The sequence below is a fragment of the Pseudarthrobacter sp. BRE9 genome, assembly GCF_031844305.1.
Classification (GTDB): Bacteria; Actinomycetota; Actinomycetes; order Actinomycetales; family Micrococcaceae; genus Arthrobacter.
Window position 1 is genome coordinate 695,295 of the sequence record NZ_JAUZUY010000001.1, and the last position, 25,676, is coordinate 720,970.

28 protein-coding genes are annotated in these 25,676 nt (G+C 65.6%); 9 read left to right on the forward strand and 19 right to left on the reverse strand.

The window, feature by feature from the left end; genetic code table 11:
* Nucleotides 1–7 precede the first annotated feature (7 nt).
* The 10 genes from Q9R31_RS03225 to Q9R31_RS03270 form a co-directional block, all read right to left on the reverse strand.
* A complete protein-coding gene (locus Q9R31_RS03225) occupies nt 8–1,504 on the reverse strand; it encodes an ornithine decarboxylase (protein ID WP_311261282.1) in 1,497 nt (498 codons plus the stop codon).
* Nucleotides 1,505–1,525: 21 nt separating this feature from the next.
* Nucleotides 1,526–2,728: a glutamate--cysteine ligase gene (locus tag Q9R31_RS03230; protein WP_311261283.1), complete on the reverse strand. Its 1,203-nt coding sequence runs from the start codon at nt 2,726–2,728 to the stop codon at nt 1,526–1,528.
* A gap of 221 nt (nt 2,729–2,949) precedes the next feature.
* Nucleotides 2,950–3,789: a gamma-glutamyl-gamma-aminobutyrate hydrolase family protein gene (locus Q9R31_RS03235; protein ID WP_311261284.1), complete on the reverse strand. Its 840-nt coding sequence runs from the start codon at nt 3,787–3,789 to the stop codon at nt 2,950–2,952.
* Nucleotides 3,790–3,963: 174 nt separating this feature from the next.
* Nucleotides 3,964–4,959, reverse strand: coding sequence for an aldo/keto reductase (locus Q9R31_RS03240; protein WP_311261285.1), 996 nt, complete (start codon nt 4,957–4,959; stop codon nt 3,964–3,966).
* 202 nt (nt 4,960–5,161) lie between these two features.
* Nucleotides 5,162–5,539, reverse strand: a complete 378-nt coding sequence (locus Q9R31_RS03245) for a VOC family protein (protein ID WP_311261286.1) — start codon at nt 5,537–5,539, stop codon at nt 5,162–5,164.
* Between the two features lie 287 nt (nt 5,540–5,826).
* On the reverse strand, nt 5,827–6,312 hold the full coding sequence (locus Q9R31_RS03250; RefSeq protein WP_311261287.1) for a hypothetical protein: 486 nt from the start codon (nt 6,310–6,312) through the stop codon (nt 5,827–5,829).
* Nucleotides 6,313–6,951, reverse strand: a complete 639-nt coding sequence (locus Q9R31_RS03255) for a signal peptidase I (RefSeq protein ID WP_311261288.1) — start codon at nt 6,949–6,951, stop codon at nt 6,313–6,315.
* Nucleotides 6,941–7,549: a hypothetical protein gene (locus Q9R31_RS03260; RefSeq protein ID WP_311261289.1), complete on the reverse strand. Its 609-nt coding sequence runs from the start codon at nt 7,547–7,549 to the stop codon at nt 6,941–6,943. The genes Q9R31_RS03255 and Q9R31_RS03260 overlap by 11 nt, the downstream gene beginning before the upstream one ends.
* Before the next feature lie 77 nt (nt 7,550–7,626).
* Nucleotides 7,627–8,172, reverse strand: coding sequence for an alternate-type signal peptide domain-containing protein (locus tag Q9R31_RS03265; RefSeq protein ID WP_311261290.1), 546 nt, complete (start codon nt 8,170–8,172; stop codon nt 7,627–7,629).
* 186 nt (nt 8,173–8,358) lie between these two features.
* Nucleotides 8,359–9,060, reverse strand: coding sequence for an alpha/beta hydrolase (locus Q9R31_RS03270; RefSeq protein WP_311261291.1), 702 nt, complete (start codon nt 9,058–9,060; stop codon nt 8,359–8,361).
* A gap of 273 nt (nt 9,061–9,333) precedes the next feature.
* On the opposite strand from Q9R31_RS03270, the gene Q9R31_RS03275 reads away from it, so the two are divergent.
* Entirely contained in the window at nt 9,334–10,176 is an 843-nt protein-coding gene (locus tag Q9R31_RS03275; RefSeq protein WP_311261292.1) for an SDR family NAD(P)-dependent oxidoreductase, read from the forward strand.
* 10 nt (nt 10,177–10,186) lie between these two features.
* On the opposite strand, the gene Q9R31_RS03280 is transcribed toward Q9R31_RS03275, so the two are convergent.
* Nucleotides 10,187–11,404: an MFS transporter gene (locus Q9R31_RS03280; RefSeq protein WP_311261293.1), complete on the reverse strand. Its 1,218-nt coding sequence runs from the start codon at nt 11,402–11,404 to the stop codon at nt 10,187–10,189.
* A 121-nt stretch (nt 11,405–11,525) separates the two neighbouring features.
* Nucleotides 11,526–12,047 (reverse strand): PAS and ANTAR domain-containing protein, encoded by a 522-nt coding sequence (locus tag Q9R31_RS03285; protein ID WP_311261294.1) that lies wholly within the window; start codon nt 12,045–12,047, stop codon nt 11,526–11,528.
* 284 nt (nt 12,048–12,331) lie between these two features.
* Between Q9R31_RS03285 and Q9R31_RS03290 the strand changes: the two genes are divergently transcribed.
* Nucleotides 12,332–12,673: a hypothetical protein gene (locus Q9R31_RS03290; RefSeq protein ID WP_311261295.1), complete on the forward strand. Its 342-nt coding sequence runs from the start codon at nt 12,332–12,334 to the stop codon at nt 12,671–12,673.
* Nucleotides 12,674–12,761: 88 nt separating this feature from the next.
* Here the strand turns inward: Q9R31_RS03290 and trxB are convergent, their stop codons facing one another.
* Together trxB and Q9R31_RS03300 are read right to left on the reverse strand one after the other, a co-directional pair.
* Nucleotides 12,762–13,739 carry a thioredoxin-disulfide reductase gene (gene trxB, locus Q9R31_RS03295; RefSeq protein ID WP_311261296.1) on the reverse strand — a complete coding sequence of 326 codons (978 nt, stop codon included), beginning with the start codon at nt 13,737–13,739 and terminating at the stop codon, nt 12,762–12,764.
* 22 nt (nt 13,740–13,761) lie between these two features.
* Nucleotides 13,762–14,196 carry an arsenate reductase ArsC gene (locus Q9R31_RS03300; RefSeq protein ID WP_311261297.1) on the reverse strand — a complete coding sequence of 145 codons (435 nt, stop codon included), beginning with the start codon at nt 14,194–14,196 and terminating at the stop codon, nt 13,762–13,764.
* Between the two features lie 156 nt (nt 14,197–14,352).
* Here Q9R31_RS03300 and Q9R31_RS03305 point away from each other — a divergent pair, with 156 nt between their 5' ends.
* Nucleotides 14,353–14,676: a hypothetical protein gene (locus Q9R31_RS03305; protein ID WP_311261298.1), complete on the forward strand. Its 324-nt coding sequence runs from the start codon at nt 14,353–14,355 to the stop codon at nt 14,674–14,676.
* 142 nt (nt 14,677–14,818) lie between these two features.
* Here the strand turns inward: Q9R31_RS03305 and Q9R31_RS03310 are convergent, their stop codons facing one another.
* Nucleotides 14,819–15,259 carry a hypothetical protein gene (locus Q9R31_RS03310; RefSeq protein ID WP_311261299.1) on the reverse strand — a complete coding sequence of 147 codons (441 nt, stop codon included), beginning with the start codon at nt 15,257–15,259 and terminating at the stop codon, nt 14,819–14,821.
* Between the two features lie 66 nt (nt 15,260–15,325).
* Nucleotides 15,326–15,844 (reverse strand): MarR family transcriptional regulator, encoded by a 519-nt coding sequence (locus Q9R31_RS03315; protein WP_311261300.1) that lies wholly within the window; start codon nt 15,842–15,844, stop codon nt 15,326–15,328.
* 223 nt (nt 15,845–16,067) lie between these two features.
* Here Q9R31_RS03315 and Q9R31_RS03320 point away from each other — a divergent pair, with 223 nt between their 5' ends.
* Nucleotides 16,068–16,817 (forward strand): ANTAR domain-containing protein, encoded by a 750-nt coding sequence (locus Q9R31_RS03320; protein ID WP_311261301.1) that lies wholly within the window; start codon nt 16,068–16,070, stop codon nt 16,815–16,817.
* A gap of 452 nt (nt 16,818–17,269) precedes the next feature.
* Here the strand turns inward: Q9R31_RS03320 and ftsW are convergent, their stop codons facing one another.
* A complete protein-coding gene (gene ftsW / locus Q9R31_RS03325) occupies nt 17,270–18,508 on the reverse strand; it encodes a putative lipid II flippase FtsW (RefSeq protein ID WP_311261302.1) in 1,239 nt (412 codons plus the stop codon).
* A gap of 203 nt (nt 18,509–18,711) precedes the next feature.
* Between ftsW and Q9R31_RS03330 the strand changes: the two genes are divergently transcribed.
* The gene (locus tag Q9R31_RS03330; RefSeq protein ID WP_311261303.1) at nt 18,712–20,247 is read left to right on the forward strand and encodes an LCP family protein; all 1,536 of its coding nucleotides are present in this window, start codon (nt 18,712–18,714) and stop codon (nt 20,245–20,247) included.
* Nucleotides 20,248–20,273: 26 nt separating this feature from the next.
* Here the strand turns inward: Q9R31_RS03330 and Q9R31_RS03335 are convergent, their stop codons facing one another.
* Entirely contained in the window at nt 20,274–21,788 is a 1,515-nt protein-coding gene (locus Q9R31_RS03335) for a DUF222 domain-containing protein (protein ID WP_311261304.1), read from the reverse strand.
* Between the two features lie 193 nt (nt 21,789–21,981).
* Between Q9R31_RS03335 and Q9R31_RS03340 the strand changes: the two genes are divergently transcribed.
* Together Q9R31_RS03340 and Q9R31_RS03345 are read left to right on the forward strand one after the other, a co-directional pair.
* The gene (locus Q9R31_RS03340; RefSeq protein WP_056329323.1) at nt 21,982–22,308 is read left to right on the forward strand and encodes a helix-turn-helix transcriptional regulator; all 327 of its coding nucleotides are present in this window, start codon (nt 21,982–21,984) and stop codon (nt 22,306–22,308) included.
* Nucleotides 22,309–22,348: 40 nt separating this feature from the next.
* Nucleotides 22,349–23,032 (forward strand): cation diffusion facilitator family transporter, encoded by a 684-nt coding sequence (locus Q9R31_RS03345; protein WP_397428189.1) that lies wholly within the window; start codon nt 22,349–22,351, stop codon nt 23,030–23,032.
* A gap of 13 nt (nt 23,033–23,045) precedes the next feature.
* On the opposite strand, the gene Q9R31_RS03350 is transcribed toward Q9R31_RS03345, so the two are convergent.
* A complete protein-coding gene (locus Q9R31_RS03350; protein WP_311261305.1) occupies nt 23,046–24,278 on the reverse strand; it encodes an acyltransferase in 1,233 nt (410 codons plus the stop codon).
* A gap of 141 nt (nt 24,279–24,419) precedes the next feature.
* Here Q9R31_RS03350 and Q9R31_RS03355 point away from each other — a divergent pair, with 141 nt between their 5' ends.
* Nucleotides 24,420–25,157, forward strand: coding sequence for a GAF and ANTAR domain-containing protein (locus Q9R31_RS03355; RefSeq protein WP_311261306.1), 738 nt, complete (start codon nt 24,420–24,422; stop codon nt 25,155–25,157).
* Nucleotides 25,158–25,256: 99 nt separating this feature from the next.
* The gene (locus tag Q9R31_RS03360) at nt 25,257–25,673 is read left to right on the forward strand and encodes a VOC family protein (RefSeq protein ID WP_311261307.1); all 417 of its coding nucleotides are present in this window, start codon (nt 25,257–25,259) and stop codon (nt 25,671–25,673) included.
* Nucleotides 25,674–25,676: the final 3 nt, after the last annotated feature.

Consider the following 25,676-nt stretch of genomic DNA (forward strand, 5'->3'; position numbering starts at 1 on the left):
CGCAGTCCTACTGCTGTTGTTCATGAGGTATTTCCCGGACTACCCGGATGGTCTTCAATGACGGGTCGGCAGGGTCCGGCAGGACCATGCCCGCCTCCACGCCGCTCCTCAGGTAGTCGATGGCCGCCTGGTTGATCCGTTCGCCCGGCAGCAGAAGCGGCACGCCGGGTGGGTATGGAGTGGCCATTTCCGCCGCGATCCGGCCGGGCGACTCCTCCACCGGAATGACTTCCACGGGACCAAAGAAGGCGTCCCGGGGCAGCATCACGGTTTCCAGGAAGAGTTCCTCCTCCTTGGGAATGACGACGGCGGGCGGCCGGGGCAGGGATGGCGCGGCGTCCACCAGGGCGCGCAGTCCGCCCAGCAGCAGGTCCGCCGTTTCGTCGTCGTCGGAAACGGAGATGACTGCCTCCGTCCGCCGGTGGTCGTTGGTGCCGAGGTCGATCCGGCAGTTTTCGCGCAGCCAGTCCGTGGCCTGGTAGCCGCTGATGCCCAACTGCGAGACGTCGATCAGGATGTGCAGGATGTCCAGGTCGTGGGACGCCTCCTGATGGACCAGCTCATCCTCCAGGACGTGCAGGCCAGGGATTGCCTCAATCTCCTTGCGGACCCGGCGGGCCAGGTCCAGGGCGCGCTCGATCATCGCTTTGCCTTCCTGCACCATTTGCCGCCGCCACCCGTCGATGGCCCCGTAGATCAGGGTGTTGGCGCTGGTGGTGGAGAGAACGTCCGCGCACTGCATGAGCCGGACCGGGTCCACCAGGTTGCCTTGCAGGTGGAAGACCGAACCCTGCTCAAACCCCAGTCCCATCTTGTGCACGCTGACCACGCAGATGTCCGCGCCGGCGTCCATTGCCCAGGTGGGAGTGTCCGGATGGAAGGGCAGCTGGGCACCCCACGCCTCGTCCACGATCAGCGGCTTGCCCCTCTTGTGGCAAATCTCGGCAATGGCTTCGAGGTCCGCGCACGTCCCGTACGGGGTGGGGCTCACGATCAGCGCCGCGGAGGCATCGGGGTAGCGCTGCCACATCTCCTCCACCGTCTCCGGTGCCGGCGGATGGCTCATCTTCAGCTCGTCGTCCCAGCGGGGCTTGATCCACCGGGGCTGCAGCCCGGACAGCACCAGGCCCGACACCACCGACTTGTGGGCGTCGCGGCTGATCAGCAGGTCCCCTTCGCCGCGGGTCACGGCGAGGATGGCTGCCTTGACGGACAAGGAACTGCCGCAGGTGGAGAAGAAGGCCTTGTCAGCGCCCACGGCAGCCGCCAGCAGTTCCTCAGCTTTAGAAAGGTAGCCGTTGGAAGACTTGCGGTCGTCCAGTCCTGAGGAGGCAACGACGTCGGCCTTGAAGCTTTGCTCCCCCAGCACCTCCAGCACCCGCGGGTCCACGCCCCGTCCCTGGCGGTGTGCCGGCGGCGTGAAGCCATACCGTCCCAGCTTCTGGTGTTCTGCCAGCGCGTCAATCACCGGCGCTTGGTTCTGGTCCAATTCATTCTGGCCCAACGGGGACCTCCTGGTGTCGGTTTACAGAGTCTGGTTGTCCAACTGCGCGGTGCCGCCATGGGTGGGCGTGGAGGCGTTCCCCTGCAGCAGTTTGGTGGATTGCCTGCGCCGGCGGCTGGAAGAAGCCTGCCCCCGGACGGACGTTGGGGGCATGGCTGTGGTGTCGACGGCCTGGGCGATCATGGCTGGAAGGTTGCCAAACCGGGCGAACCATTCCCGCTGGGCAGCAGCCCCGGTCCCCCTCGCCATCACCTGGAACATCAGCAACTCCACGGTGGCCAGCTCGTCCTGCTCTTCCAGCACTGGACGGACGTGGTCCAGCAGGGCCGCCAGCACATCGGACGCGGGCCGTGGGTTCCCGTCAACCGGATCCAGCAGGTCAGCCTCCAGCCCGAAGCGGCTGGCCTGCCAGCAGGCGAGCCGCAACTGGGTGGAGGGCACGGGGGCCGGGGACACGCCGTCGCGCCACTGCCTGGCGGCGGTTTCCGCCAATGCCCGGACCAGCGCGGCCACCAGGACCGCGTCGTCCGCGAACAGGCAGACATCAGCCACCCGGACCTCCACCGTGGGGTGGCGGTCGCTGAGCCGCGCGTCGAAGTAGAGGTTTGCCTTGTCCAGCGGGACACCGGAGGACAGGATCTGCCTGACGTTCGCGTGATAGGCGGCGGCGGATCCGAAGATTTCGTTGGGCCCGGTGGTTGGCCACCGGTTCCACGCCTGTGAGCGGTAGCCCGCGTAGCCGGAATCTGTGCCATTCCAGAACGGCGAGTTCGACGCGAGGGCCTGCAGGACCGGCAACCAGACCCGGATGCGGTCCAGGATGGCCACGCCCTCCTCATCCGATTCGATTTCCACATGCACGTGGCACCCGCAGGTGAGCTGCTCCACAGCCGTCAGCCCGTACCGCTGCATCAACTGCCCGTAACGTTCTCCCGGTGCCACCGTGGAGTGGACCGGCAGTGGAGACGTTGCCAGCGCAACCGCCCTGGCTCCAGCCTGCCGGGCCAAGGCATCGGCGTACCTGCGTCCCGCCGTGATGTCTTCGGCAATGTCCGCCAGGGTCAGCCGGGGCGACGTGCAGGTTTCGATCTGTTCCTGCTTCATCTCACTGCTGAGATTGGGGTATTCCGCGGCGCGCTGCAACACGCTGCCCAACGCAACAGGGTAGCCGCCGGCACCGTCGACAATGAGGAATTCTTCTTCAACACCCACTCGGCGGGTCATCGTGCACATCCCATGCAATACGATGCCGTAACAACAACCCGCCTGACTGCGGATTTCAGGCGGTTCTGGGTAAGGTCAGCCACAACGCTCCCAAGGTCAGTTAGCCGTAGGGCGGCTGCTTCACCTTACCTTCACATAGTAAGCATGCTTATTTCCTTGCCGCAAGGCGCACTGGCGCGGACTGGCGCTGCATAACCCCCGGTTAGGGATGACTCCGCAGGTCAGAAAGCTTCGGGGTGGACGGACATTGCGGGCGCGGAATCCTGCATGAACGAAGCAGGCGCGGCGGCAACGGACGGCGCCGCTGCCGGGCGCAGGCGGGTCAGGTACTTTGCCCGGGCTGCTTCGACGAATCCCTGGAAGAGTGCGTAGTCCTCGGTGAGCTCCTCGGGGTGCCACTGGATACCCAGGGCGAAGGTGGCAGCCGGGTATTCGATGGCCTCCACCACCTGTTCTTCTGTCCAGGCAGCGGCAACCAGGCCGTCTCCGAGCTTGTCCACGGCCTGGTGGTGCGCCACGGGGACCATTTGGGCCTCGGGGCCGATCAGCTGTGCGAGCTGCGACCCGGGCCGGACCTCCACCGGGATCCGGTTGTACTGGAAGCCGCCCAGCTGGTGCGCGCTGTGGCCAACGACCTCCGGCAGGTGCTGGTGCAGCGTGCCGCCGAGGGTGACGTTGAGGAGCTGCTCGCCGCGGCAGATGCACAGCAGCGGAATGTCCTGGCGGATGGCCTCGCGGATCAGGGCCTGTTCCCAGGCGTCACGTTCAGGCCGCGGCCGGTCGGTGGCGGGGTGGGGTTCCTGGCCGTACAGGGCCGGGTCCACGTCCCAGCCGCCGGGGATCAGCAGGCCGTCAAGCCTGCCCACCAGCACCTCGATCACCCCTGCCGCCACAGGCTGCGGCGGCAGCAGCATGGGGATGCCGCCGGCGGCGATGATGGGGGCAAGGTAGGTTTCCGGCAGGAACGCGGCGCTGACGTCACCACAGCCGGCAGTACCCGCCTGTTCGAGGTAGGTGCTAAGGCCGATGACGGGCTTTACGACGGCGTCCGTGGTTTCCATGTGCTGCTGCAATCCTTCCGGGAAAATCTCTCAGTTAAGCGTATAAGAGCCCAGGCGCCGGAATGTTTCAGGCAGATCAAAATCACATGTCAGTCGTGGTGACCCTGGTCCCATTCGAAGTGTCCCATTCGAAGGTCTCCCGTTAGGGGCTGGTCCTGTTAGAGGTTGGTCCCGTTAGAGGTTGGTCCGGGCCTCCGCGTCTTCCGCATACCGGGCGCCCTCCACGGGGATCCTGGTGATCAGGCCGTTCAGCCCAGCCAGCTCCGCGTCTGTGAGGACCAAATCCGCCGCAGCGAGGTTCTCCTCGAGGCGCTCCAGTTTGCGGCTGCCGGGGATGGGGACGATCCAGGGCTTTTGGGCCAGCAGCCAGGCCAGGGCGACCTGGCCCGGGGTGGCCCCCTTGTTCCGGGCGATGCCGCGCACCGCGTCCACCAGGGGCTGGTTGTGCGCCATTGCGTCCGGCCCGAAACGGGGGATTGTGGCACGTGCGTCATTGCCGCCGTCGAACGTGCTGGACGGGGCCAGCGTCCCGGTGAGGAACCCCCTTCCCAAAGGGCTGTAGGGGACAAAGCCGATGCCCAGTTCCTCGCAGGTGTCCAGGACCTCTTCCTCGGGGCGGCGCCACCAGAGGGAGTATTCGCTTTGGACGGCGGTGACGGGCTGCACCGCGTGGGCGCGCCGGATGGTGGAGGCTGCGGCCTCGGACATGCCGAAGTGTTTCACCTTGCCGGCGTCGATGAGTTCCCTGACCGCTCCGGCCACCTCTTCGATGGGAACGTTCGGATCCACCCGGTGCTGGTAGTACAGGTCGATCGACTCCACGCCGAGCCGCTGCAGGGAGCCCTCCACCACGGTACGGATGTGGGCAGGATCGCTGGTGACCTTGCCGCGCGGTTTACGGGCCACGGGATCGATATCGAAGCCGAACTTCGTGGCGATCACCACCTGGTCGCGGTACGGCGCCAGGGCCTCCCCCACCAGCTCCTCGTTGGCGTAGGGCCCGTAGATTTCGGCTGTATCGAAGAAGGTGACGCCCCGGTCCACCGCCGCCCGGAGGAACGCCAGCATGTCTTTCCGTTCCGGCGTGCTGCCATAGCCGCCGGTCATGCTCATGCAGCCAAGTCCAATGGCGGATACGTCAAGGCCGCGGCCCAGGGTGCGCTTGTGCATGTGTGCTCCTGTTCAGTGTGCTGGTTCCGTCATCCCCTGCCGTAGCACGGCAGGGCGCCGGCAGTAATGTTTTGAGCAAATCTTGAGGAATTGGTGCCCTGTAGCTTGAGGCTCGCCGTGGATAGTTGCAGGTGCCTGGGCGGCGTCTTGAAGTGGGCGCCGCCCGGTAACCCCCACCGCTCCCCCCTTCACTGACTCAGTTTCAGGGATCGAGCCGCCGGCGCAGGAGGCAGAATTCGTTGCCTTCGGGGTCCTGCAGCACGTGCCATTGCTCGTCGCCGGTCTGCCCCACGTCGGCCGGCCGCGCGCCGAGGGCCAGCAGGCGTTCCAGCTCCGCGTCCTGGTCCCGGTCCACCGGGTTGACGTCGATATGCAACGGAAGCCTCCCCACCCGCGGATTGCTGCTGGGGCTCAGGAAGATCGTTGGCTGAAGACCGCCGAAGCCGGCGTCGGGCGGCCCGATTTCGATCCCGCCGTCCTCCCGGTCGATCTCCACAAACCCCAGGACATCGCTCCAGAACCGCGCGAGCAGTTCCGGGTCGGCACAGTTCAGGACCAGTTCACTGATGCGGCATGACATGGTGCCAGTGTACGGACGGCCCTCCCCTGCCTGAGGACAGACACGGGCGGAAAAGTATGACGGCGGCGCGCACCATCCGCGGCGACCCATCCTTGACGCGCATGTTAGTTTTCGAGGCGCATATTCCTCTCCGCGGCCCATATACGCGGTGCGACAAAGCAGCTGCGGGTCGAAAATGAATATGCGCGTCGTGAAAACGAAAAGCCAGCTCGGCGGGAGGCGGCGCCGCTGCGTTGGGGGTTTTGCAGCGGCGCCTTCTTCCGCCGAGCTGGCGGGCGGTCAGGCGCCTACAAGCTGGTTGAGACGCAGGTGACCTTGTTGCTGTTGTTGCCTTGTTCGATCTGCACCACCGCGGTGGCGGTACTTTGCGTCTGGTCCGCGTAGGTGGCAACGACGCGGATGGTGAGCTGGGAGGTTGTCCTGTTGGCCAGGATGATCGGTGAGTTAATGTTCAGTGCCACGGTGCTGGCGCTGCCCAAAGTCACTGCATCGGAGTAGGAGGGACCGTAGGTTCCGTTGCCTTGGAGCGCCGAGTAGGCCAGGGAAGCCGGGGCCTTCGTGCCCGTAGCCGTCAGCGTCGCGTTGGTCCTGTTGTTGTCGTTTGCGCAGGTGAAGCCCGAGAACATCTGCGCGGGCCACGTCACGGTCATGGTCGCCGTCGCGCTTTGCTGCCAGAGGGCCGACGCCGAGGCCCCGCCGATGCCCAGCAGCACCGTCAGGATGAAGGCCCCGACGGCGAAGCCCGCACCAGGCAGGTTCCGGAACCCTGCCATCTACTCCGCCTCGGCATTCATTGTGCCGCGGGAGCGGGTTTTACGGATGGACCTGTAGACGGTGATGGTCCCGTAGCCGATGAGGGCCGCGGCAGCGATGACGGTCCACATTTCCCGGTTCGAGTTCCCCAGGAAGTTGGCCGCGAACCCCACATACGGGACTGCATAGAACAACCTGCCTTTGACCTGGATGGCGCGGACGGGATCCGGGTCGTTGGCCCCGTTGTTGTCGCCCTTGGTGATCAGCGTCTTCTCGCCCTGCTGTGTGGACCCGAACCCGACAATCCGGTGTGTTTCCACCTCAGGCCGGCCCGAGTGGAGCTGGAAGGTGATGACGTCGCCGTATTTGAGCCCGTCAAAAGGCCCCGGCTTCATCACCATGAACGTACCGGGCGGGTATTTCTGCGCCATGGAGTTGGTCAGTACCGTGTAGGTCTGCGAGCCCGTCGCCACCGGCACCACGATCAGGACCAAAGCGGCGAACAGGACAACCAGCATCGCAGCCATGCTCAGGAAACGTCCGACGACGGTCCGGGCACCAGTGCGCTTGCGTCCCCGTTGCGGAGTGGCGGCCGGAGATTCGTTCCCGGATTCCGGGCCGCCGCGGCGAACCAGTCGTTCGCTCAGGTCAGCAGCCACTGGGCACCCCGCAGAGCTGACGTGCGGTGAGTTGGAGCGAGATGTTCACTGCTTGTCCTTTCACTGTTGAGGGGGCACTGGAACTGAGGCTGACCTGGAAGCAGAAGACGGTGGAACCGCCTTTGACTACCGTGGGTGAGACAAGCCCGGCCGTACTCACTGGCGTGAAGCCCGTGGTTGTACTGCATTCCGCGGAAGAAGTTGCCGTTTTGGCGTTGACGCTGACGTAGCCGGCAAGGGTTCCGCCGCTGATATTGGCGATGGTGGGCTGGCTTGCCGTGATGGCGGTGTTGAACTGGCCGCCGGCGTTGGTGTTGTTAGTGACCACAACGCCGCCGTAGACCGAGGTGCCCGGCCCCAGAGTCCCTGCGGGTGACAGGGTCAGGGTCGCCGCCGAGCCGTTGGCAAGGGTCATGGTGGTTGTTTGTCCCGTGTTCACGGCCGTCAGCGCCGTGTCGAACGACGCCGACGTGATGGTTCCCGGGGAGGCGGACGCCGCCGCGCTCCACAGCGCGTAGGTTCCCTGCACGGTGAACAGGCCCAGGACCACTGCGATGGCGGTCAGCGCCGCCGCCTGCAGCCTGCGCTTGATGCGCATGGTCTCCTCCTGGTCTCCTGGTTCTGTTTCCTTCTGTTGGCAGCCGGGTGGTCCTGGGTCCACCCGGCTGCATCAGGCTAGGAGAGGCCGGCCTGGGTGACCTGGGTCAGCTGGAATGCCACGTTGTTGAAGTTGTAGCTCGCGGTGGTGTCCGCGCGGCCGGTGGTGCTGGACAGGAATTCAAAGGTGATGGTGGCAGTAACCGTCTGGTCCGCCCCAGTAGCCGTGGGCTTCAACGGGTTGGCCACGGCCGCGCCGCCAACGGTCAGCACAGGTGCACTCACCGTTACGTTGGCGGGCGTGAAGCCGTTGGTTGCGGTGATGCCGGTGGTGGCCACGTTGGCGGCCATCTTGTTGCCAACCAGGGTTACGGCCAGGTCCTGGGTGAACGTCAGCTTGTCACCGGGAACAACCTTGTAGGTGGTGATGTCGATGGTGGCGCCCGCCCGGTCCTTCCAGACGCCGGCGACGGTCCTGGCGACGTTCAGGTCACCGGAGACGATCGTACCGGGAGCCGTGGTTGCCTCGGCGTTCCAGCTGGCCAACGTTCCGCCGCCGCCCAGCAACAGTGCGGCGCCAACGGCGATGGCTGCGGTTCCCTTGATCAGGGTGCTGTTCTTCATGATGTGTCCCCTCAGACTTTGTGGTGTGGTGGTCTAACTGGGGACAACATTGCACGGCCAAGCTCAGGAAGTCAGGGGGTAAAAGGTCAACGAAAGCTCAAGTTATTTGAAAGGTCAAGAGGCCTCTGACCTGCACTTCTACCGATAGGAGGGCAACAACAGCGGCAGCGCGGACACCCGCCGACGTCAGGCCGGAAGGTTCAGCTGCTCCACAATGATCCGGGCAGTGGCAGGGTCGCCGAGGATTCGAAAGTGCCCCGCCACCGGCAGCTCGATGTTGGTGGCCCCAGGCAGCATGCTCCGCTCCGGAATGTGCGGATCAAATGGGCCGTAAATGGATGTGATGCGGCTGTTGATGGTCAGTTCGCGGGACATTTGGAGCGTCAGGGCATTCCTTGGCGAGAAGATCCGCAGGCTGGGCAGCAGCATGTACCGGGCATAGCGCGAGCCGGAGAACGGTGCGCACACAGCGATCATCCGGTCGATCCGGTGCTCCGGATCCAGCGACAGCATGGCGTACTTCCCGATCAGCCCGCCCTTGCTGTGCGCCACCAGGATGGCGTCGCGCAGCCCCGCTTCCTCCAGGTGCTGCGCCACCAGCTTTGCCGCCTCCGGGACTTTCATCTTGTTGCGCTGGAGCACTGTGACCACGTGCACGGGGTGCCCGGCATCGTGGATGGCCTGGATGAGCGGCATCATGAACTGCCAGTTTTCGTACACGCCGGGAATGATCAGCACGGGTGCGCGGGTGCCGTTGCGGAAGGACCCCGGCTGCACGCGCGACATAAATCCGCGGACCTGCCAGGCAGCGGCGTAAATATAGTCCTGTGCCCACCACACGGCTTTTTGCAGCGGACTGATGCGGGCCTCGGCGCCGGGATCACTCATGTGTCGAGAATAACGCGCCCCTGCCACACTTCCTGCCATGACGGCCGCAGCACGTTGAATCACGGCCGGACCCGCGGACGCCAAGTACGTTGTCACGGCACTGTTGAAGGATGCCGGCCACGAGGACATCATTGACCTCGTGGACATCTCCACAGCCCGCGGCACGGAAATGCTCCTCCCCGTCCGGCTTCGCCCTGGGATGCCCTCGGCACGCCCTCGTGCAACGTCAAGATTGTTCGCTGACCGGCCCGCAAGGCCAAAAGGATGGCTTCCATGCAGGGAACCGTGGCGCTGGTGACCGGTGCGGCGAGCGGCTTGGGACAGGCCATAGCAACCGGCCTGGCACGCGAAGGCGCCCTGGTCGTGGTGGTGGGGCGCTCCCCCGCCCGGGCGGAAGAGGCAGTCAGTGCCATCCGTCGCCTCGTCCCGTCCGCGCTGCTGGAGCCGCTGGCCTGCGACGTCTCGGTGCAGTCCGCGATCCACACTGGAGCGGCTGACTTCCTGTCGAGCCACAGCAGGCTGGACGTCCTGGTGAACGCAGCGGGCGTGTTTCGCAAGCAGCGCCAGGTAACCCCCGACGGACTGGAACTGACGTTCGCCACCAACGTGATGGCGTATTTCCTGCTGACCAACCTGATGCTTGATGCGCTGAAGAACGCCGCACCGGCTGGCACACCCCGGATCGTGAACATGGCGTCCAGGTACGGCAACACCAAAATCAACTTTGACGACCTCCAGACTGCCAAAGGCCGGTACAGCTACCTCCGCTCCACACCACCCACCATGCTTGCCCGCGTGCTCCTCACCCAGGAGTTCGCCGAACGCCTGCGGGGCTCGGGCGTGGTGGCCAACGCCGTCCACCCGGGGCTGGCCAGGAACACATCCCTGCTGAAGGACGTCGGGGGCCCGTTCCGCCTGCTGACCAACACCTTCGGCAGACCGGCAGAAAAAGCGGCAGACACCGCCCTCTGGTTGGCCACATCAGAGGAAACGGCGGGCGTGTCCGGGAAGCTCTGGGCAAAGCGCAAGGAGCTCAGTACGCCCGGCATGGGATCGGATCCGGAGGCCCGCAAGCGCCTGTGGGACGCCTGCGCCGGCCTGGCCCATCTGCCGTAAGAACACCGGTTCAGTAGTTGCGGCGGTGCTTCAGGCGGGGAATGACGACGGCGAACACGGCCGCCGCCGCGAACCCCAGCAGGCCCGTGGCTGAGATCCCCGGGCCCAGGGAGGCAAGGGCGGTCACCCCTGAGAGGAGGACCGGGCCGCTGGTGGAGCCGGCGTCCGCCATGAACCGCCAGAGCCCCAGGAACTGCCCGCGGCCGCGGTCCGGCGAGAAGTCGGCGCCCAGGGTCATCACCAGCCCGGAGCTAATGCCGTTGCCGAAACCAATCAGCAGCGCCGCCAGCAGCAGCCCGACGAAGGAACCGGTGAGCGAGATCAGGAGCAGCGCGGTTCCCATCAGCATTGTGGACGGAATCGCCACCCACTGCCGCCCCTTGCGGTCCATCAGTTTCCCTGCGGGATAGAACACCAGCATGTCGATGGCACCGGACAGCCCGTAGATGAGGGAAGCGGAGGTGGCGTCCATGCCCAGGTGGTCGGCCCAGAGCGGGATCACCACCTGCCGGGAGGACCGCAGCGCACTGAGCAGCAGGATGCCCACGCCCAGTGAAAGGAACACGCCCGCATGCGAGGCTGCGACGCTGCGGAGCGTGGGCTGGGGGCCCGCGTCCCTGCCCAGGGGGAGATCCGGCGTCGCAAGGTCCGGGATAGTGAGGGAGAGCAGCGCGGCGGCCGCCATGGCCACCACGCCCACCCAGTAGGCCCCGGAGATACCGAAGAACTGCATCACGGCGGCTCCTGCGAACGGGCCGATGAATACGCCGATGCGGTTCACGCCGCCCAGCGTGGACAGCGCCCGGGCGCGGAACGCCACGGGCACCGCTTCGGTCAGGTACTTCTGGCGGGCGAGGCCAAACACCGCCCCGGACATCCCGACGACGGCCATCGCCAGCGCGAGCAGCCACAGTCCGTTCGGGGCCACGGCGGAGGTCGCGGCGGCTGCCAGCGCCAGGCCGGCCGCGACGGCGGCGCCCACGATGGACCACCGTTCGCCGAAGCGCAGGGTCACCAGGGACGCCGGCAGGTTGAAGAACCAGGAGCCCAGCCCCATCAGGGTGACGATCAGGGCTGCCACGGCCACGGAGGCGCCCAGTTCGCGGGCGGACAACGCCACCACGGGAAGGATGGCGCCCTGCCCGATTCCAAAGAGCAGTGTGGGTCCGAAAGCGGCTACCGCAATGCTGCGCAGGCTGAAGGGCTGGGAGTCGTCCGGGGAAGTCATCAGATTTATCCTATGGCCGGCCCCTTACGCGGCAGGATGCACTGTGACGCACGGGACAGGCCGGGCTCAGCGGGCCCGAGGCTCGAACCCGGTCCGCCGCAGCCCATGGGGCAGCCGGGAATCAGTAACCTTCCAGGATTTCCCTGGCCTTGCCGTTTGCCGCCGCGGTGACCAATTCTTCCGCCACAAGGTGCAACTTGACGTTGGCGTGCTGGCTTCTGGTGGCAAGGACCTGGAACGCTGCCTGGGCATCCACACCCTGCAGGGCCATGACAACGCCCTTCGCCTGCTCAATGACCGCCTTGTGCCCGAATGCACCCTCGATGGCCTCGGATGCAGCATGCTGGGACTCGATGCGCAGGCTCTGGGTCACGTCCACCATGAAGCCGCGGGCCTGCTCCACCCGCCCGGACGGCGAGACGTCGGCCTGGACCGCCGAAAAAACGCGCCGCTCCCTGCCCCGGACGTCAACGATCCGGTGCAGCAGGGCGCCCTGCCCGCCGCCATCAAGGAGGTCCGCCCACACTGCGCGCACGGGTTCACGGTCTTCCGGGTGCTTGTGGGCCATCAGCACGTCCAAGGTGGGCACTACCTCGCCCTGCCGCAGCCCGTGGATTCCAAAGATGCCATCGGACCACTGCATGTTTCCGGAGGCAACATCCAGCTGAAAGGTTCCTGAAGGACAGACGCCAGTAATCGGCAGCGGGAAGAGGTACGCTTCCAGCCTCGACCACATACATTCCTCCAAAATTCGGGCACCCCGGGCGGGTTCTGGCATAAGAATAGCTGAATGGAACAGCTGTTACTTGGCATGTTCGCCGGCCGCAGCAGGGCTGGATTCAAGGGGGTCACAAAAGCCGCGCGGAGGAGTAGCGTTCGCCTTATGGGGCGCTGAACCGCGTCCCCAATCCAAGGGAAGGTCAATTCATGGGTGAGGCATGGATCCGGACGCTGGGCAACGGGCTGGTCCGGGCGGATCGGGTCACCGAGATTTCATCCACCCGCGGGTCCCTGTATGAGGACCAGGGGTATTCATTGAAGGTCATCGTGGACGGCAAGGGCCACGTGCTGATTGACGACGGCGGGCTGCAGGGTCCCATGTCCGAGCGGCTGGAATACGCCAGGCACATGGAGGACGCCCTGCTGCTGGCCATCGACGAGGCGCGCGAGAGCGACGCTTCAATGGTGATTTCATACGAACCGGAACGTGAGCGTTGGTCTGCGGCTCCAGTTTCAGTATTAACAGGACGGCTTCCCGAAGTCGTCTGACCCGGCGCCCCCAACCAACCCGCAATCAATGTCGTTTTTAGTGAGCACAACGCATCTGCTGCGGGCTGGTTGGGGCCGGGCACAGGACTCAGCTGTGCGTTGGTTCTTCCACAAGTGCGGTGGCGATGCTGGCCGCGTCGTCGAGTGCGGCCAGGAAGCGTTCGGCGTCCAGGGCCGCGGCGCAGCCGGTGCCGGCGGCGGTGATGGCCTGCCGGTAGCGGTGGTCCACGGCGTCACCGCAGGCAAAGACGCCGGGCAGGTTGGTGCACGTGGTGGGGGCGTCCACCTTGATGTAGCCTTCCTCGTCCAGGTCCACCTGGCCGGCCACGAGCTCGGTGCGCGGCAGGTGCCCGATGGCCACGAAGATCCCGGTGGCGTCCTGGTGCCGGGTCTCGCCGGTGCGGGTGTCGGTTAGGGTGACCCCGGTGACCTTCCCGTCGCCGTGGATGGTGCTGACGGCGGAGTTCCAGGCGAAGCGGATCTTGGGGTTGTCCTTGGCCCGCTGTGCCATGATGCGGGAGGCGCGCAGTTCGCCCTTGCGGACCACCACGGTCACGGTCTTGCCGAACCGGGTCAGGAAGGTCGCTTCCTCCATGGCGGAGTCGCCGCCGCCGACGACGATGATGTCCTGGTCGCGGAAGAAGAACCCGTCGCAGGTGGCGCACCAGGAAACACCGTGGCCGCTGAATTTCTTCTCCTCCGGCAGGCCGAGTTCCTTGTAGGCGGAGCCGGTGGCCAGGATGACGGCCGGTGCCTCGTAGGTCTCCCCGGCGCCGGTGACCACGCGCTTGAGGGAACCTTTCAACTCAACGGACGTGGCGTCGTCGTACTCAATGCGGGCGCCGAACTTTTCCGCCTGCTGCTGCAGCCCGTCCATCAGTTCAGGACCCTGGATGCCTCCGGGGAAGCCCGGGAAGTTTTCCACCTCGGTGGTGTTCATCAGCGCACCGCCGGCGGTGACGGAGCCCGCCAGGACCAGGGGGTTCAGGCCGGCGCGGGCGGCGTAGATGGCGGCGGTGTAGCCGGCGGGGCCGGAGCCGATGATGATCAGCTGTTCTTTGCTCATGGATTGTCCTTCGGTGGCGGTACTACTGGGCGTCCGCGTGCTGCGCGGGCAGGAGTTCGGTGATCAGCTGTTCAACGCGTGCTTTGATCTCATCACGGATTGGACGGACGGAGTCAACGCCCTTGCCGGCCGGATCCTCCAGCACCCAGTCCTCGTAACGCTTTCCCGGAAAGAACGGGCACTCGTCACCGCAGCCCATGGTGATCACCACGTCCGATTCTTTCACTGCCTCAGTGGTGAGGACCTTGGGGACCTCGGCGGACACGTCGATCCCCAGTTCGGCCATGGCCTCGACGGCGGCCGGGTTGACCTTGTCTGCGGGCTGGGATCCGGCGGAGCGCACCTCGATGGCTCCCCTGGACAGGGAGGTAAGGAAGGCCGCAGCCATTTGGGACCGGCCGGCGTTGTGGACGCAGACAAAGAGGACGGAAGGCTTTCCCGCGGGGTCGCTGCTCATGGATGCTCCTCAAACTGATAGATAACTACGTTCGGTGTAATAAACGTCACGGTGTTGCGTGGATCACACTGATTGCCTAATCTAGTTGAGGCTTAAGCAAACAGGCCATGCAAGAAGCTGCAGCGTCGCAGCCAATGCCGGGGAAGGCTTTACAACTTGAACTCTAAGCTGAACATCGTGGTCCGGGTGGATCTGGACCGCAGCAAGGCCAAGGTGATTGCAACGGGGCATATCACCATTCACAGCATCAATGCTCTCTACGTCGTGGCGAAGCGGGCCAACTCCCTCAGGGGAGGCCTGGACCTGGAACTGGACATCTCCAGCGCCTGGGTGGACGAGGAAGCGCTGGACATGCTCCGCGCCGCCTCTGAAACAAGGCACCTGCCCGCCAGGATCGATCCGGAACAGGCACCCTGCACCATCAGCGTGCTGGCCGACCGCCGATATCCGCGCCAAACAGCAGGCCGCCTGGCCGCATAAACTTCCCGGCCCCTCGCCGCGCCCCCTGATCGGGCCAGAACGGGCCGACCACCGCTTCTCTTTTCGCTCCATCGGCCCGAAGTGCGGCTGCATCTGAACAAACGGATGGCTGCACTTCGGGGCCGGCGGAGCTTTTTTTGCCCTAGGACTGGTCGCCAACGCCCAGGATGTCCCGGAGCTCCTCAACGGTGAGGCCGGCGGCCCTGCCCAAGGCCTCTTGGCCCGCGCCCAGCCTGGCAGCGCCCTGGACGGCAGTCTCGAACCGCTCCTGCGCCGCATCCAGCTCCCACTGGACGCTCTCCACCCTCGCCGATGCCAGCCGCACGGCCTCCAGCGGGTCACCATCGGGCCAACCATCCATTGTGTAGCCGCACGTGCAGGACCACTCCGCCGCGCCAAGTTCCAGCGGCGCCCAGCCCAGGGATGTGACCGGAACGGGCGCAGCCGTCATCGCTACGCCGCAGTGAAAGGGCGCTGCGGGCTCGCCGGGTACAAAGGACGCTGCGGGCTGAAGCGGAAGTTCATCGCCTTGCGCAACAGGGACTGACTGCCCGGCCGCCTGAGGTTCAAGTACTGCAGTCATTGCGAATCCGCCGTCCAAAATAGTTAAGAAGCAATGTAGCTAGCCTAACTAGAATAAAGGTCCTGTCTACCGGACGGTAACACCTTGGTTGGAGTTCACTGCCTCCACGGCTTCGCGCATGCGCACCAGGAAGCGCATCACGGCTTTGAGTTCCTCGGGAGACAGCGATTCCGCGGCCTCCAGCATGCGCTTGTGCATCTGATTGAGGTTGTGCCGGACTTCCTCGTCCGCGCCGGGACTGGGCCGGAGGATGACGGCCCGGCGGTCCGATGGGTGGGGTTCGCGGGTCACATAGCCGCCGGCCACCAAGCGGTCCACGAGGCTGGTCATCGAAGCGGAGGTAATCCCCAGGCGGGCGGCAAGTTCCGTGGGGCGGGTACCAACGCCGGCGGCCTCTGCGTCGATCAGGTAGCGAAGCGCCAGGAGGTCCGTCTCCCCCATCGCAGCGGAGGAGCGGGTGCGCCTTCGCATGGCGCTTTCGGAAGTCCGGAATTCGCGGAGGGCATTGATCACGTCAACAGTTCCGGGCTGGACGCCCTCGAGGGCCGGGTACCAGTAACCTTCGCTTGCACCGTGCGGGTTCATGCGAATTCCTTCGATATCCTACTTGCTTGGCTGTCTAAGAAACACATGGTAGCCCACTTGATCCGCCGCTACCTCCGCGTCGTTGAGAAGTACAGGTAAGTACCCGCACAGGCCGGAGGGGAAAAGTAGAGTACAGGCTACTCGTGCCCTCCTTCAGTCAGCCCAATAGGTTTCTATAAACCCGCGGCACCACGGCCAAGGGCGTGACGGAATGGGGTGCAGGGTGGCAGTTGGCCCGGCGGACAACGTGGAGCCTGAGCGGCAAGGTTTCCTGCTGGATTTGGTGACCGGGGCCGACGGCGATGCAGGGTCTCTGCAGAAGCTCACCGATGCTGCCGCGCGCTGGATCAGCACCACTGCCGGATCAGCCCTTGAATGTGCCGCGGTGCTGCACCGGCAGCGGTCTTGTTCCGCAACCGCCGGGAGCACGCCGGCCGCTGCCGCCCTGGCATCGGAGGATGAGCACGGGGACGGCCCCACGGCACTGGGCTCGGCACTGGTTGTGCCGGCTGTGATCAGCCAGGCCGGCGCGCGCTGGCAGGGGTACCGGAGACGGTTGGTGGACCGGGGCTTCGGCTCGGCCCTCGCCGTTCCCTTGGAACTGCAGCCTGGTTCCGCCGGGGCCCTGGTGTTCCTGGGGCCGGCAAAGTATGTTTTCAACGCCGCAGTGATCAACGAGGCAGCCTGGTTCGGCGAGGTGGCATCCCATAGCTTGAAACTGGCCCTTGACGTCCATGGCGTCATCCGCGCCGGGGACAACCTCAAGCAGGTCCTGGAGAGCCGGACCAGCATCGACGTCGCCTGCGGCGTCCTCATGGCACAGAACCGCTGTTCCTACGCCGAGGCGTTCAGCAAGCTCGCCGGCACCTCGCGCCACCGAAACCTGAAGGTCCGCAGCGTTGCGGAGAGCATCCTGAGGTCGCTGCCCAGCGGCGCACCCGGAACACGGTTCGATCCCCCGGCGATCGCGTAGGAACTGCGGCTAGGAACTGCGGCGGAAGAGGCTAGTGCCGCGCCCGTGCCCGGATAAGTCCGGCCGCCACCAGTCCTGCTCCCCCGAGTGAAGCCAGCATGCCGCCGAGAGCCACGAAGTAATCGGTGATGGTCATTGTCCTGCGCTCCTTCCGTACTGCCTGATGAGCCCAAACTATGCGCCCAAACTCAGTGTTCCCTGAAGGATCGCCAGCAGCTTTGGTCAAGATCCGGTAAAGGAAAACTGCGGTGATCCACATACTTTGGCCCGCGATCTTCTCTTTGTCGGGGCGTTCCGTATTATTCATGCATGTGGACAAAACAAAGCCAGAGCTTCTGCCCAACCTGCGGCAGGACCACCAATCACGTCACCCATTTCCAAAAGGACGACGCCGGCGCTCTGGTTGCGGACGTCCGCTGTGTTGAGTGCCCCGAGGTTGCCGGGGCGGTTGCCTAGGTCTTAGAGAGCACCTTGCTGTTGCTGACCGGGCGGTTTTTGCTGACGGGGCGGGTCACCGCACTTCCCGGGCGGGTCACCGCCAGGATCACCCCTATGCCGGCCAGGGATGAAACCATGGCCGATCCGCCGTAGGAGATGAACGGGAGAGGCACGCCGATCACCGGCAGCAGTCCGCTGACCATGGCGATGTTGATCACCGCCTGCCCCAGGATCCAGGTGATGACGCTGCAGGCCACGATCCTGGAGAAGGTGTCCGTGGTGCGGGCGATGGTCTTGAACACCGCGATGGCCAAAATGGCGAACAGGCCCAGCACCAGCAGGGTGCCGGCCAGGCCGAGTTCCTCGCCCAGAATCGAAAAGATGAAGTCGTTGTGGGCTTCCGGGATCCAGTTCCATTTCTGCCGGCTTTGCCCCAGGCCCACGCCGAACCAGCCGCCGGAGGCCAGGGCGTAGGCGCCGTGCTGCGCCTGGTAGCCCACTCCCTGCGCGTCCTCCTCCGATCCCATGCCCAGCCAGGAGGAAATCCTGCCCATGCGGTTGCCGCTGGTGGCGGCGAGCAGCAGGGCTGCCACCACGCAGATCAGCCCGGCCACAGAGAACACTTTCATCCGGACCCCGCCGTAGAACATGGTGGCGGCAAGGATCATCATGATGATCATGGTGGTGCCCAGGTCGTGTCCCAGGCCCACGATCAGCATCATCAGTCCGCCCGCGGGACCCAGCGGAACAACGGCATGTTTCCAATTGGCCAGCAGGGCCTGTTTCCGGTCCAGGATGCCGGCGGCCCAGACAATCAGCGAGAGCTTGGCGAATTCTGACGGCTGGGCAGTGAAACCACCCACACTCAGCCAGTTCCGGTTGCCGTTCACGGACATGCCCAGTGGCGTGAACACCAGCACCAGGGCAACCAGGGAGCCGATCAGCAGCGGCCAGCCCAGCCATCGGATCCGCCGTACAGGCATCCGTGCCAGCACCAGCATGATCACCACGCCTGCCACGGTCCACATGGCCTGCTTCAGGGGAAGATCGTACGGATTGTTTCCTGCCGCCACGGATTCCACGGACGACGCCGATGCCACCTCCACGAGTCCGATCGCCGAGAGCGTGAGGACCACCGCCAGGATCAGCGGCCTTAGGCGTCCCGGGGAGTCATCTTCCAGCCACACCGCCAGTTTGCCCAGCCCGCGGCGGGCGGGACGGTCCGTCGCGCGCTGCCTTTGTCCTGTATTCATCTGTCCGTTCCTCAACCTGCACAGCAGGGCTTCCCCCATGGCCGGGCCCATCTCCGGGGCGGGTACCGCCGAGAAAAAAGAGTACGCCCTTTGGCGCCGCCGGGGCCGTGGCGGCGCGGCGGCGGGGCCGCCATTCTTGGGGAATTGCCAGCTTGGGGCTGTAGGGTAGCGGAAACCTGCCCCCTCCCGAAGGTTATTTTGTCGTGTTCGGTTCCAGAAAATCCCCCGGCCCGGATCAGGATGGCTCCGCCCCCGCCCCCTACCCGGGCCAGGGTGACCTGTACGCCGCCAGTCTGCGCCGCCGTCGTCCGGTACGGCGATCTCCGCGCTGGCTCAAGGTCCTCACCGCCGTGGTCTCCGTGCTGCTCCTGGCCGCCGTGGCTTTCGGCGGCTACTGGGCGTGGCGGCTGCAGTCCAACATCAGCACCTCGGAACTGACTGCCGGCGGGGAGCGGACCGAAGGGGCTGTGAATGACAGCTCCGACCGGCTGCAGATCCTGGTCCTCGGTTCGGACACGAGGGAGGGAAGCAACAGCCAGTACGGCAGTGTGGAGGACTCGTCCAGTTACGGCCAGTCCGATGTGATGATGCTGCTGGACATTTCCGCCGACAACAAGCATGTGAACGTAGTCAGCTTCCCGCGCGACCTGCTGGTGGACGTGCCGGCGTGCACGGATCCCAAAACCAAGCAGGCATATCCCGCGCGCCAGGATGTGATGATCAACAGCGCCATGGCGCAGGCCGGCATCGGCTGCGCGGTGGACACTGTCAACAAGCTGACGGGGCTGGAAGTGGACCACTTCATGATGGCCGACTTCAACGCTGTAAAGGAACTGTCCAATGCCGTGGGCGGCGTTGAGGTCTGCGTCAGCGATGCTGTGCACGATCCTGACAGCGGCCTGAACCTGCCGGCCGGCACCTCCCAGGTGCAGGGCGAACAGGCGCTGGCGTTCCTGCGCACCCGGCATGCCTTCGCCAACGGCGGGGACCTGGGGCGCATCCAGGCCCAACAGGGCTTCCTGGCCTCGCTCAGCCGCAAGCTCAAATCCGAGGGCACGCTGGGCAACCCGCAGAAGACCCTGACCATTGCCGATACCATCACCAGGAACCTGACGGTCGACTCGGGCCTGTCCTCCATCCCGTCGCTGCTGACCATCGCCAACCGGCTGAAGACCATCGATCCCGCCAACATCAACTTCATTACCGCGCCCACCACGCCGGCGCCCCAGGACCCCAACCGGCTCGCCCTGGAAGAGCCGGCGGCCTCGACCTTCTTCTCAGCGCTGCGCAACAGCCCAGACCTGAGCCAGCCTGCGCCCGCCGCACCCACGGAGACGCCCGCAACTCCCGCTGCGCCCTCCTACGACAAGTCGCTGCAGCCCGTCTCCATTGCCAACGGCACCGGGGTGACGGGCCGGAGCAACGCCATCTCCGGGCTGCTCTCGGACGCCGGCTTCACCAACGTCACCAAGCTGCAGGCCCAGGACCAGGACAAGACCATGGTCTACTACTCGGCCGGGTTCGAGGACGTCGCCGCGGACGTGGCCGCGCTGTTCGGCTTGCCCGCAGGCAGCGTCCAGCAGGTGGCGAACATCCAGGGCGTCCAGCTGTACGCGGGCACAGACTTTGCAACAGGCACCAAACCCGCCGCACCGCCGTCGTCCGTCGACTCCCTAGGCGGAGTCGTGGCACAGACCGGCAGCGACCAGACCTGCCAGTCCGCCAACCCGCTGGGGTAGCAGGGCTGGGGCAGGCCGGCACTGGCTCAAGCCGGTGGGGCGTGCAGGAACCGTGCCAGGCCGTCCTCTGCCGGTGAGTACTGTACGTGGATAAAGTCCGTACAGCCCGCGATTGATCCAGGCCGCGGGTTGAGCCCCGGCCGCATGTGCTGAGGCCAGGGTGGTGGTTCCCAGTCCTGGTGTTCGCTTTTGTAGTGCCTGCCGGTGGGTGAGATCCAGCCCGGCGGTTGATTTTTGGTGGCCGGAGTGGGTTTCCAGCCCGTGGTGTGCCGGAGCCTGTGATGTTTCGGGCAGGGCTGTCCCAGGTTGCTGATGCCGGTGGTTCCGCCGTTGTGCCAGGCGAGGATGTGGTCGGCGTCGTTGTCCAGGGAGTTGTTGCTGCAGCCGGGGAACGGGCATTTCCCGTCCCGCATCCTCAGCCACGCCCGCATCGCTTTCGTGATTCGGTAACTGGTCCGCCCGATCTCCAGCGGCGCCCCGTCCCGCGGGTCCACCAGGACCCAGTGGAAGGAATCCGCCCCGTCCGCGACGAGCCGCCGTGCCATCGACGCAGGGATCGGCCCGTACCCGTCCAGGACCGCCGGCTCATCGGTCCGGCCCATCAACGAGAACACCGGGACGGTGACCAGCACCTGCGCCCTGATCGGCGAGGACAAGTGTTCCCGTCCGGCGCCGTCACCGGTCCCAACGACGTCGTCCGTGGCGCCGGCACCGTTCCCGCCGGCGCCCAGCTCACTCGTGAGGATCGCTTCGGCAAAGGTGTCGGCCCGGAGCTGGGCCATGCTTCGGCACTCTTCCGGCCCCTGCAAGGCACGGGCGACAGCGGTGAGCCGGTTCCACCCGGCCAACGCCTGATCCGCCGGCAGACACGCGCTGAGCCAGGCCATCCCGTCCTGGTCCGGCCGGTACTCCACCCGCCGATCCGCCACAGACCTGGCATGACGCTTCTCGATCGACTCGGCATGGTGCCGTTCCCGCCACATACGGGCCTTGACCCTGAACCGGTGGGCAGGCATCTCCCCCACCGGACACCCCCTGGCCGGGTCCAACACGTCAGGGTCCAGGAAATGCGCCTCCAACGCCCCCGCCCCCGCAGGATCAAGACTGGCCGACTCGTCGGCCATCACAACCGCGTGCTGCCACGAAATCGTTCCGGCCCGCAGGGCTGCCAAGGTCCGCGGCAAGCTCGTCGTCAGGGCATGGGAGGTGGCCAGGAACGACGACGCTGCCCGCGGCCCCAGAGCCAGCACGCACCCGATCTCCGCCGCGACCGCCATCTCCTGAGCCACCACCGGCGCATCCGGCCCCGCAACAGCCCAGGCAGTGTCCGAATACTTCACCGCGGCCCTCGCTTTCAACCCCGCGAAGCCAGCCTCCACCTCCCGGGCACCAGCCAGAACATCCAGACACCCATCCGCGAAGCCCGCCAACAGATCAGCCTCAGAGAACGGCTCCAAACCCGCCCCGTCCACCTCCGCATCAAGCACAGCGAGCGCAGCACGGATGTCCTCAAACGCCTTGGCCACCGCCGCTTTCCCCATAAACCCATGATGACAAGGGGGTATGACATTCACGGGGGATGGCAGCTAACAGCAGTTTTTCCCCGGAAGGACTGCCGCTAAGTGCCATCCCGCGGGCAGGAAAAAGGGTGGTTGGCCTGCCGGGAAACTTCGCGGGGATCGACGCAACAATTCACCTTTGCCTGAATACAGCCAGCGATGTATTTTGGAAGGCATGCAGACCCTCACCCACGCTCCGGTCCTGGCCCGCTTCGGCTATGCCGTCTCGGACCCCACGCGCGCCCGCGTGCTGCTGGCACTCGCGGAGGCACCGTCCTATCCCTCGGACCTGGCGGACAGCCTGGGGGTGTCCCGGCAGAGCATGTCCAACCACCTGACCTGTTTGCGCGGCTGCGGGCTGGTAGTTGCGGTCCCGGACGGGCGGCGCAGCCGTTATGAGCTGGCGGACGGCCGGATCGGCCACGCCATCAAGGACCTGATCAACGTTGTCCTCGCCGTCGACCCTGCCTGCTGCGCCCCTGACGGGGAGTGCTTCGCATGACGGCCGCACTCCACTCCCCGCCCCAGAACGCCGCAAGGTGTTGAGCCGGCGGATCAGGCTTTTCGCGGCCGCCACCATCACCTACAACATCGTCGAGGCCGTCGTCGCGCTCTGGGCCGGCGGCGTGGCCGATTCCTCCGCCCTGATCGGCTTCGGGCTGGATTCCGTGATCGAGGTGGCCTCCGCACTGGCGCTGTCCTGGCAGTTCTCCGGCAAGGACCCGGAGCGGCGCGAGCACCTGACCCTGCGGATCATCGCCGTCTCGTTCTTCGCCCTGGCCGCCTTCGTGACAGTGGATTCCATCCGTTCCCTGGCGGGTGCGGGAGAAGCCCGGCATTCAGTGCCCGGCATCGTGATCGCTGCGGTGAGCCTGGCCGTCATGCCCGTCCTGTCCTGGGCCCAGCGACGGGCCGGGCGGGAACTCGGGTCACGGACAGCGGTGGCCGATTCCAAGCAGACCCTGCTGTGCACCTATCTCTCCGCGGTCCTGCTGGTGGGCCTGGTCCTGAACAGCACCCTTGGCTGGTGGTGGGCTGACGCGGGCGCAGCGCTGGTGATCGCCGGCATTGCCGTCCGGGAAGGTATCAACGCCTGGCGCGGGGAAGCCTGCTGCGCCGTTCCGCACGCGCAGGCAGACGAAGCCGAAAACACCGCGTGCTGCCCGGACTGCTCCAGCAATGCCGAGCCGCAACCCCTGGGCATGCCCGGCCTCCGGCAGGGCTAACGCTGCAGCTGCGTCAGTTGATCAACTGGCCCGCAGGCTCGGGCTCCGGCGCCAACTGCTTGGAAACGGAGCGTGCGGCGGTGGCATCCTGGGGCGCGGAGAGCACGGGGGCCGAACGCACGACGCCGGGCTCCAGCCTCTTGTTCGCCCAGCGCCGGAGTGGACGCTCAACACAGCGGAAGGACGCGTAGGCCAGCAGTACCGTGAGGGCTGCGGTCAGCGCGATGCGCAGCGGCAGCGCCGGGATCAGGGGCATCAGCAGCAGGTAGACCGGCAGGTGCCAGAGGTACATACCGTAGGAGAGGTCGCGGCCGGGGCGGGCCAGCCAGGGGTGGCTGAGGATCCGCGACAGGAAGCCGGCCGGTTGGAGGACCAGGGAGCCGATCAGCACCGCGGACAACAACGCGAGCGCCGCAGGTCCCAGCGTCCAGAACATGCTGAACCAGTCGCCGGGAGTGTCCGGTTCCTTCAGCAGGAACAGCGCCGCCACCAAGGCGATGCCGGCCAGCGGGGCGGCCCATCGGGCGGCGGCTGCCAGGGCGAGGTGCAGCCGCGAACCGTTCCGCATGGCGGTGAACAGCAGGGCGAGCGCGCAGCCGGTCAGCAGTTCGTCCGCCCGGGTGTCCGGCCCGTTGTAGATGCGGTCCAGCGGCTCGCCCGCGTTGACCAGCAGGAACCGGTTCAGCACGAAAACTGCGGCCAGGGCCACGGTGGCCAAGGCTGCGGTGCGGACCTTCCAGAAGCGGAGCATCAGCAGCAGGAGCAGTGGCCACACCAGGTAGAACTGTTCCTCCACGGCAAGCGTCCAGGTGGGGCCCAGGGTTTCACCGGCGATGGATTCGCCGAACATGCCAAAGTGCGCCAGGTTCATCACGTAGGCGGCGGCGGGAAGGACGAATTCCGTCTGGCCCGCCCAGCCTGAGGCGGGGAACAGGAATCCGACGGCGACGATCACCGCACAGAGTGCCAGCAGCGCCGGCCAGAGCCGGGCCAGGCGCTTGGCGTAGAAGACGCCCAGGTGCAGCCGGCCGGTGGCGATCCGCTCCTTCATGATCAGCAGCGTGATCATAAAGCCGCTCAGGGTGAAGAAAACGTCCACGCCAATGGAGCCGCCCGGCATCGAGTCCGTAGCCGTATGGAAAAAGAACACGCCCGCCACGGCGATGGTCCGGAGCCCGTCCAGGGCATGCTTGCGCCCGGCTATGAGCCCTGTTTCGGGCCCTGCAGGGCGTTCCTGTGCTGGCATAGTTCCACTGCTTGACGTCAAAACCACTAAGCAAGCATATATAACGTTTCCATAACTGCGCTGGGCGGCGGCTGGGAGGAAGCTGGCATCGAGCCCGTTAACGCCCTTGTGGCTGGTCGCTGCTGCTTCTAGATTGAACAGATGGTAGATCAGGACATGGCAGACGACCTTGAACAGCTTGTCGACCTGATCGCCGGCATGGAGGACATCAAATCGATGCTGGACGGCCTGACCGAGATTGCGGCAGCCACCATGACCAGCACCACGGGAGTGCCCATCGAATGCGCCGTCACGCTGCGCCGGCGCAAGCGTACTGCCACCATTGGCGGCAGCAGCGGCACGGCTATGGTGCTGGACCGGATTGAACAGACCCTGGGGGATGGTCCGTGCGTGGACGCTTTGGAAAGCGGCGTCCCCGTCCTCCTGGGCGATGTTTCGTCCGACCGGCGCTGGCCGGATTACCGCAGCGCCTTGTCTGCGGCGGGCATCGCCAGTGCCCTGGGCATCCCCATGAAATTGGATGACGACGCCGGGGCGGTCCTGGATTTTTTTGCTCCGGTCAGCGGGCACTTCAGTGAGCGGGCGGTGGCTGATGGGGTCAGGTTCGCCGGGATGGCCGGGAAAGCGCTGCGGCTCGCCGTGCGGATCGTGTCAGCGGACCAGCGTGCCGAGCACCTGAAGGCGGCTATGGACACCAGGACCGTCATTGACCTCGCCTGCGGGATCATCATGGCCCAAAGTAAGTGCAACAAGGAAGCAGCCTTCGAGCTTCTCCGCAATGCTTCCAATACCAGGAATCAAAAACTCAACGACCTCGCGCAAAGCCTGGTGGACCGGTTTTCAGGCTCTGGTACCGCGAAAGCGTACTTCGACGACTAAGGCTTCCACTCCTGCCCGGCTAGCCCTTCCCGCTTGCGGGATGCCCTGTTAGCATGACGCGTGCCGACAATGGTGTCCGCCCAATAAGGAGTTTCCCGCATGCCCACCAAACTCAATCCCTACCTGAGCTTTCGAAACAATGCCCGTGAAGCCATGGAGTTCTACAAGGACGTCTTTGGCGGCGAATTGAATATCGGCACGTTCGCGGAGTTCCAAGGCAGCCAGGATCCTTCGGAAGATCAGTTGGTCATGCACGCACAGCTGGACACCCCGTCGGGGCTCACGCTGATGGCGTCGGATACTCCGCAGCGCATGGACTACAAGCCCGGAAACACGTTCAGCGTCTCCCTCAGCGGCGATGACGATGCAGAACTCAGGGGCTACTGGGAGAAGCTGTCCGACGGCGGCACGGTGGCAATGCCGCTGGAAACAGCCATCTGGGGTGACGCCTTTGGCATGTGCACCGACAAATTCGGCGTCCAGTGGCTGGTTAACATCGCCGGTCCCAAGCAGTAACCA

What these genes read in the sequence shown, in the direction of transcription:
- Q9R31_RS03230 (WP_311261283.1), bottom strand. Translation starts at nt 2,728, where the DNA reads ATGACCCGCCGAGTGGGTGTTGAAGAAGAATTCCTCATTGTCGACGGT.
- Q9R31_RS03235 (WP_311261284.1), bottom strand. Translation starts at nt 3,789, where the DNA reads ATGGAAACCACGGACGCCGTCGTAAAGCCCGTCATCGGCCTTAGCACC.
- Q9R31_RS03240 (WP_311261285.1), bottom strand. Translation starts at nt 4,959, where the DNA reads ATGCACAAGCGCACCCTGGGCCGCGGCCTTGACGTATCCGCCATTGGA.
- Q9R31_RS03245 (WP_311261286.1), bottom strand. Translation starts at nt 5,539, where the DNA reads ATGTCATGCCGCATCAGTGAACTGGTCCTGAACTGTGCCGACCCGGAA.
- Q9R31_RS03250 (WP_311261287.1), bottom strand. Translation starts at nt 6,312, where the DNA reads ATGGCAGGGTTCCGGAACCTGCCTGGTGCGGGCTTCGCCGTCGGGGCC.
- Q9R31_RS03260 (WP_311261289.1), bottom strand. Translation starts at nt 7,549, where the DNA reads ATGCGCATCAAGCGCAGGCTGCAGGCGGCGGCGCTGACCGCCATCGCA.
- Q9R31_RS03265 (WP_311261290.1), bottom strand. Translation starts at nt 8,172, where the DNA reads ATGAAGAACAGCACCCTGATCAAGGGAACCGCAGCCATCGCCGTTGGC.
- Q9R31_RS03270 (WP_311261291.1), bottom strand. Translation starts at nt 9,060, where the DNA reads ATGAGTGATCCCGGCGCCGAGGCCCGCATCAGTCCGCTGCAAAAAGCC.
- Q9R31_RS03275 (WP_311261292.1), top strand. Translation starts at nt 9,334, where the DNA reads ATGCAGGGAACCGTGGCGCTGGTGACCGGTGCGGCGAGCGGCTTGGGA.
- Q9R31_RS03280 (WP_311261293.1), bottom strand. Translation starts at nt 11,404, where the DNA reads ATGACTTCCCCGGACGACTCCCAGCCCTTCAGCCTGCGCAGCATTGCG.
- Q9R31_RS03285 (WP_311261294.1), bottom strand. Translation starts at nt 12,047, where the DNA reads ATGCAGTGGTCCGATGGCATCTTTGGAATCCACGGGCTGCGGCAGGGC.
- Q9R31_RS03290 (WP_311261295.1), top strand. Translation starts at nt 12,332, where the DNA reads ATGGGTGAGGCATGGATCCGGACGCTGGGCAACGGGCTGGTCCGGGCG.
- trxB (WP_311261296.1), bottom strand. Translation starts at nt 13,739, where the DNA reads ATGAGCAAAGAACAGCTGATCATCATCGGCTCCGGCCCCGCCGGCTAC.
- Q9R31_RS03300 (WP_311261297.1), bottom strand. Translation starts at nt 14,196, where the DNA reads ATGAGCAGCGACCCCGCGGGAAAGCCTTCCGTCCTCTTTGTCTGCGTC.
- Q9R31_RS03310 (WP_311261299.1), bottom strand. Translation starts at nt 15,259, where the DNA reads ATGACTGCAGTACTTGAACCTCAGGCGGCCGGGCAGTCAGTCCCTGTT.
- Q9R31_RS03315 (WP_311261300.1), bottom strand. Translation starts at nt 15,844, where the DNA reads ATGAACCCGCACGGTGCAAGCGAAGGTTACTGGTACCCGGCCCTCGAG.
- ftsW (WP_311261302.1), bottom strand. Translation starts at nt 18,508, where the DNA reads ATGAATACAGGACAAAGGCAGCGCGCGACGGACCGTCCCGCCCGCCGC.
- Q9R31_RS03335 (WP_311261304.1), bottom strand. Translation starts at nt 21,788, where the DNA reads ATGGGGAAAGCGGCGGTGGCCAAGGCGTTTGAGGACATCCGTGCTGCG.
- Q9R31_RS03340 (WP_056329323.1), top strand. Translation starts at nt 21,982, where the DNA reads ATGCAGACCCTCACCCACGCTCCGGTCCTGGCCCGCTTCGGCTATGCC.
- Q9R31_RS03350 (WP_311261305.1), bottom strand. Translation starts at nt 24,278, where the DNA reads ATGCCAGCACAGGAACGCCCTGCAGGGCCCGAAACAGGGCTCATAGCC.
- Q9R31_RS03355 (WP_311261306.1), top strand. Translation starts at nt 24,420, where the DNA reads ATGGTAGATCAGGACATGGCAGACGACCTTGAACAGCTTGTCGACCTG.
- Q9R31_RS03360 (WP_311261307.1), top strand. Translation starts at nt 25,257, where the DNA reads ATGCCCACCAAACTCAATCCCTACCTGAGCTTTCGAAACAATGCCCGT.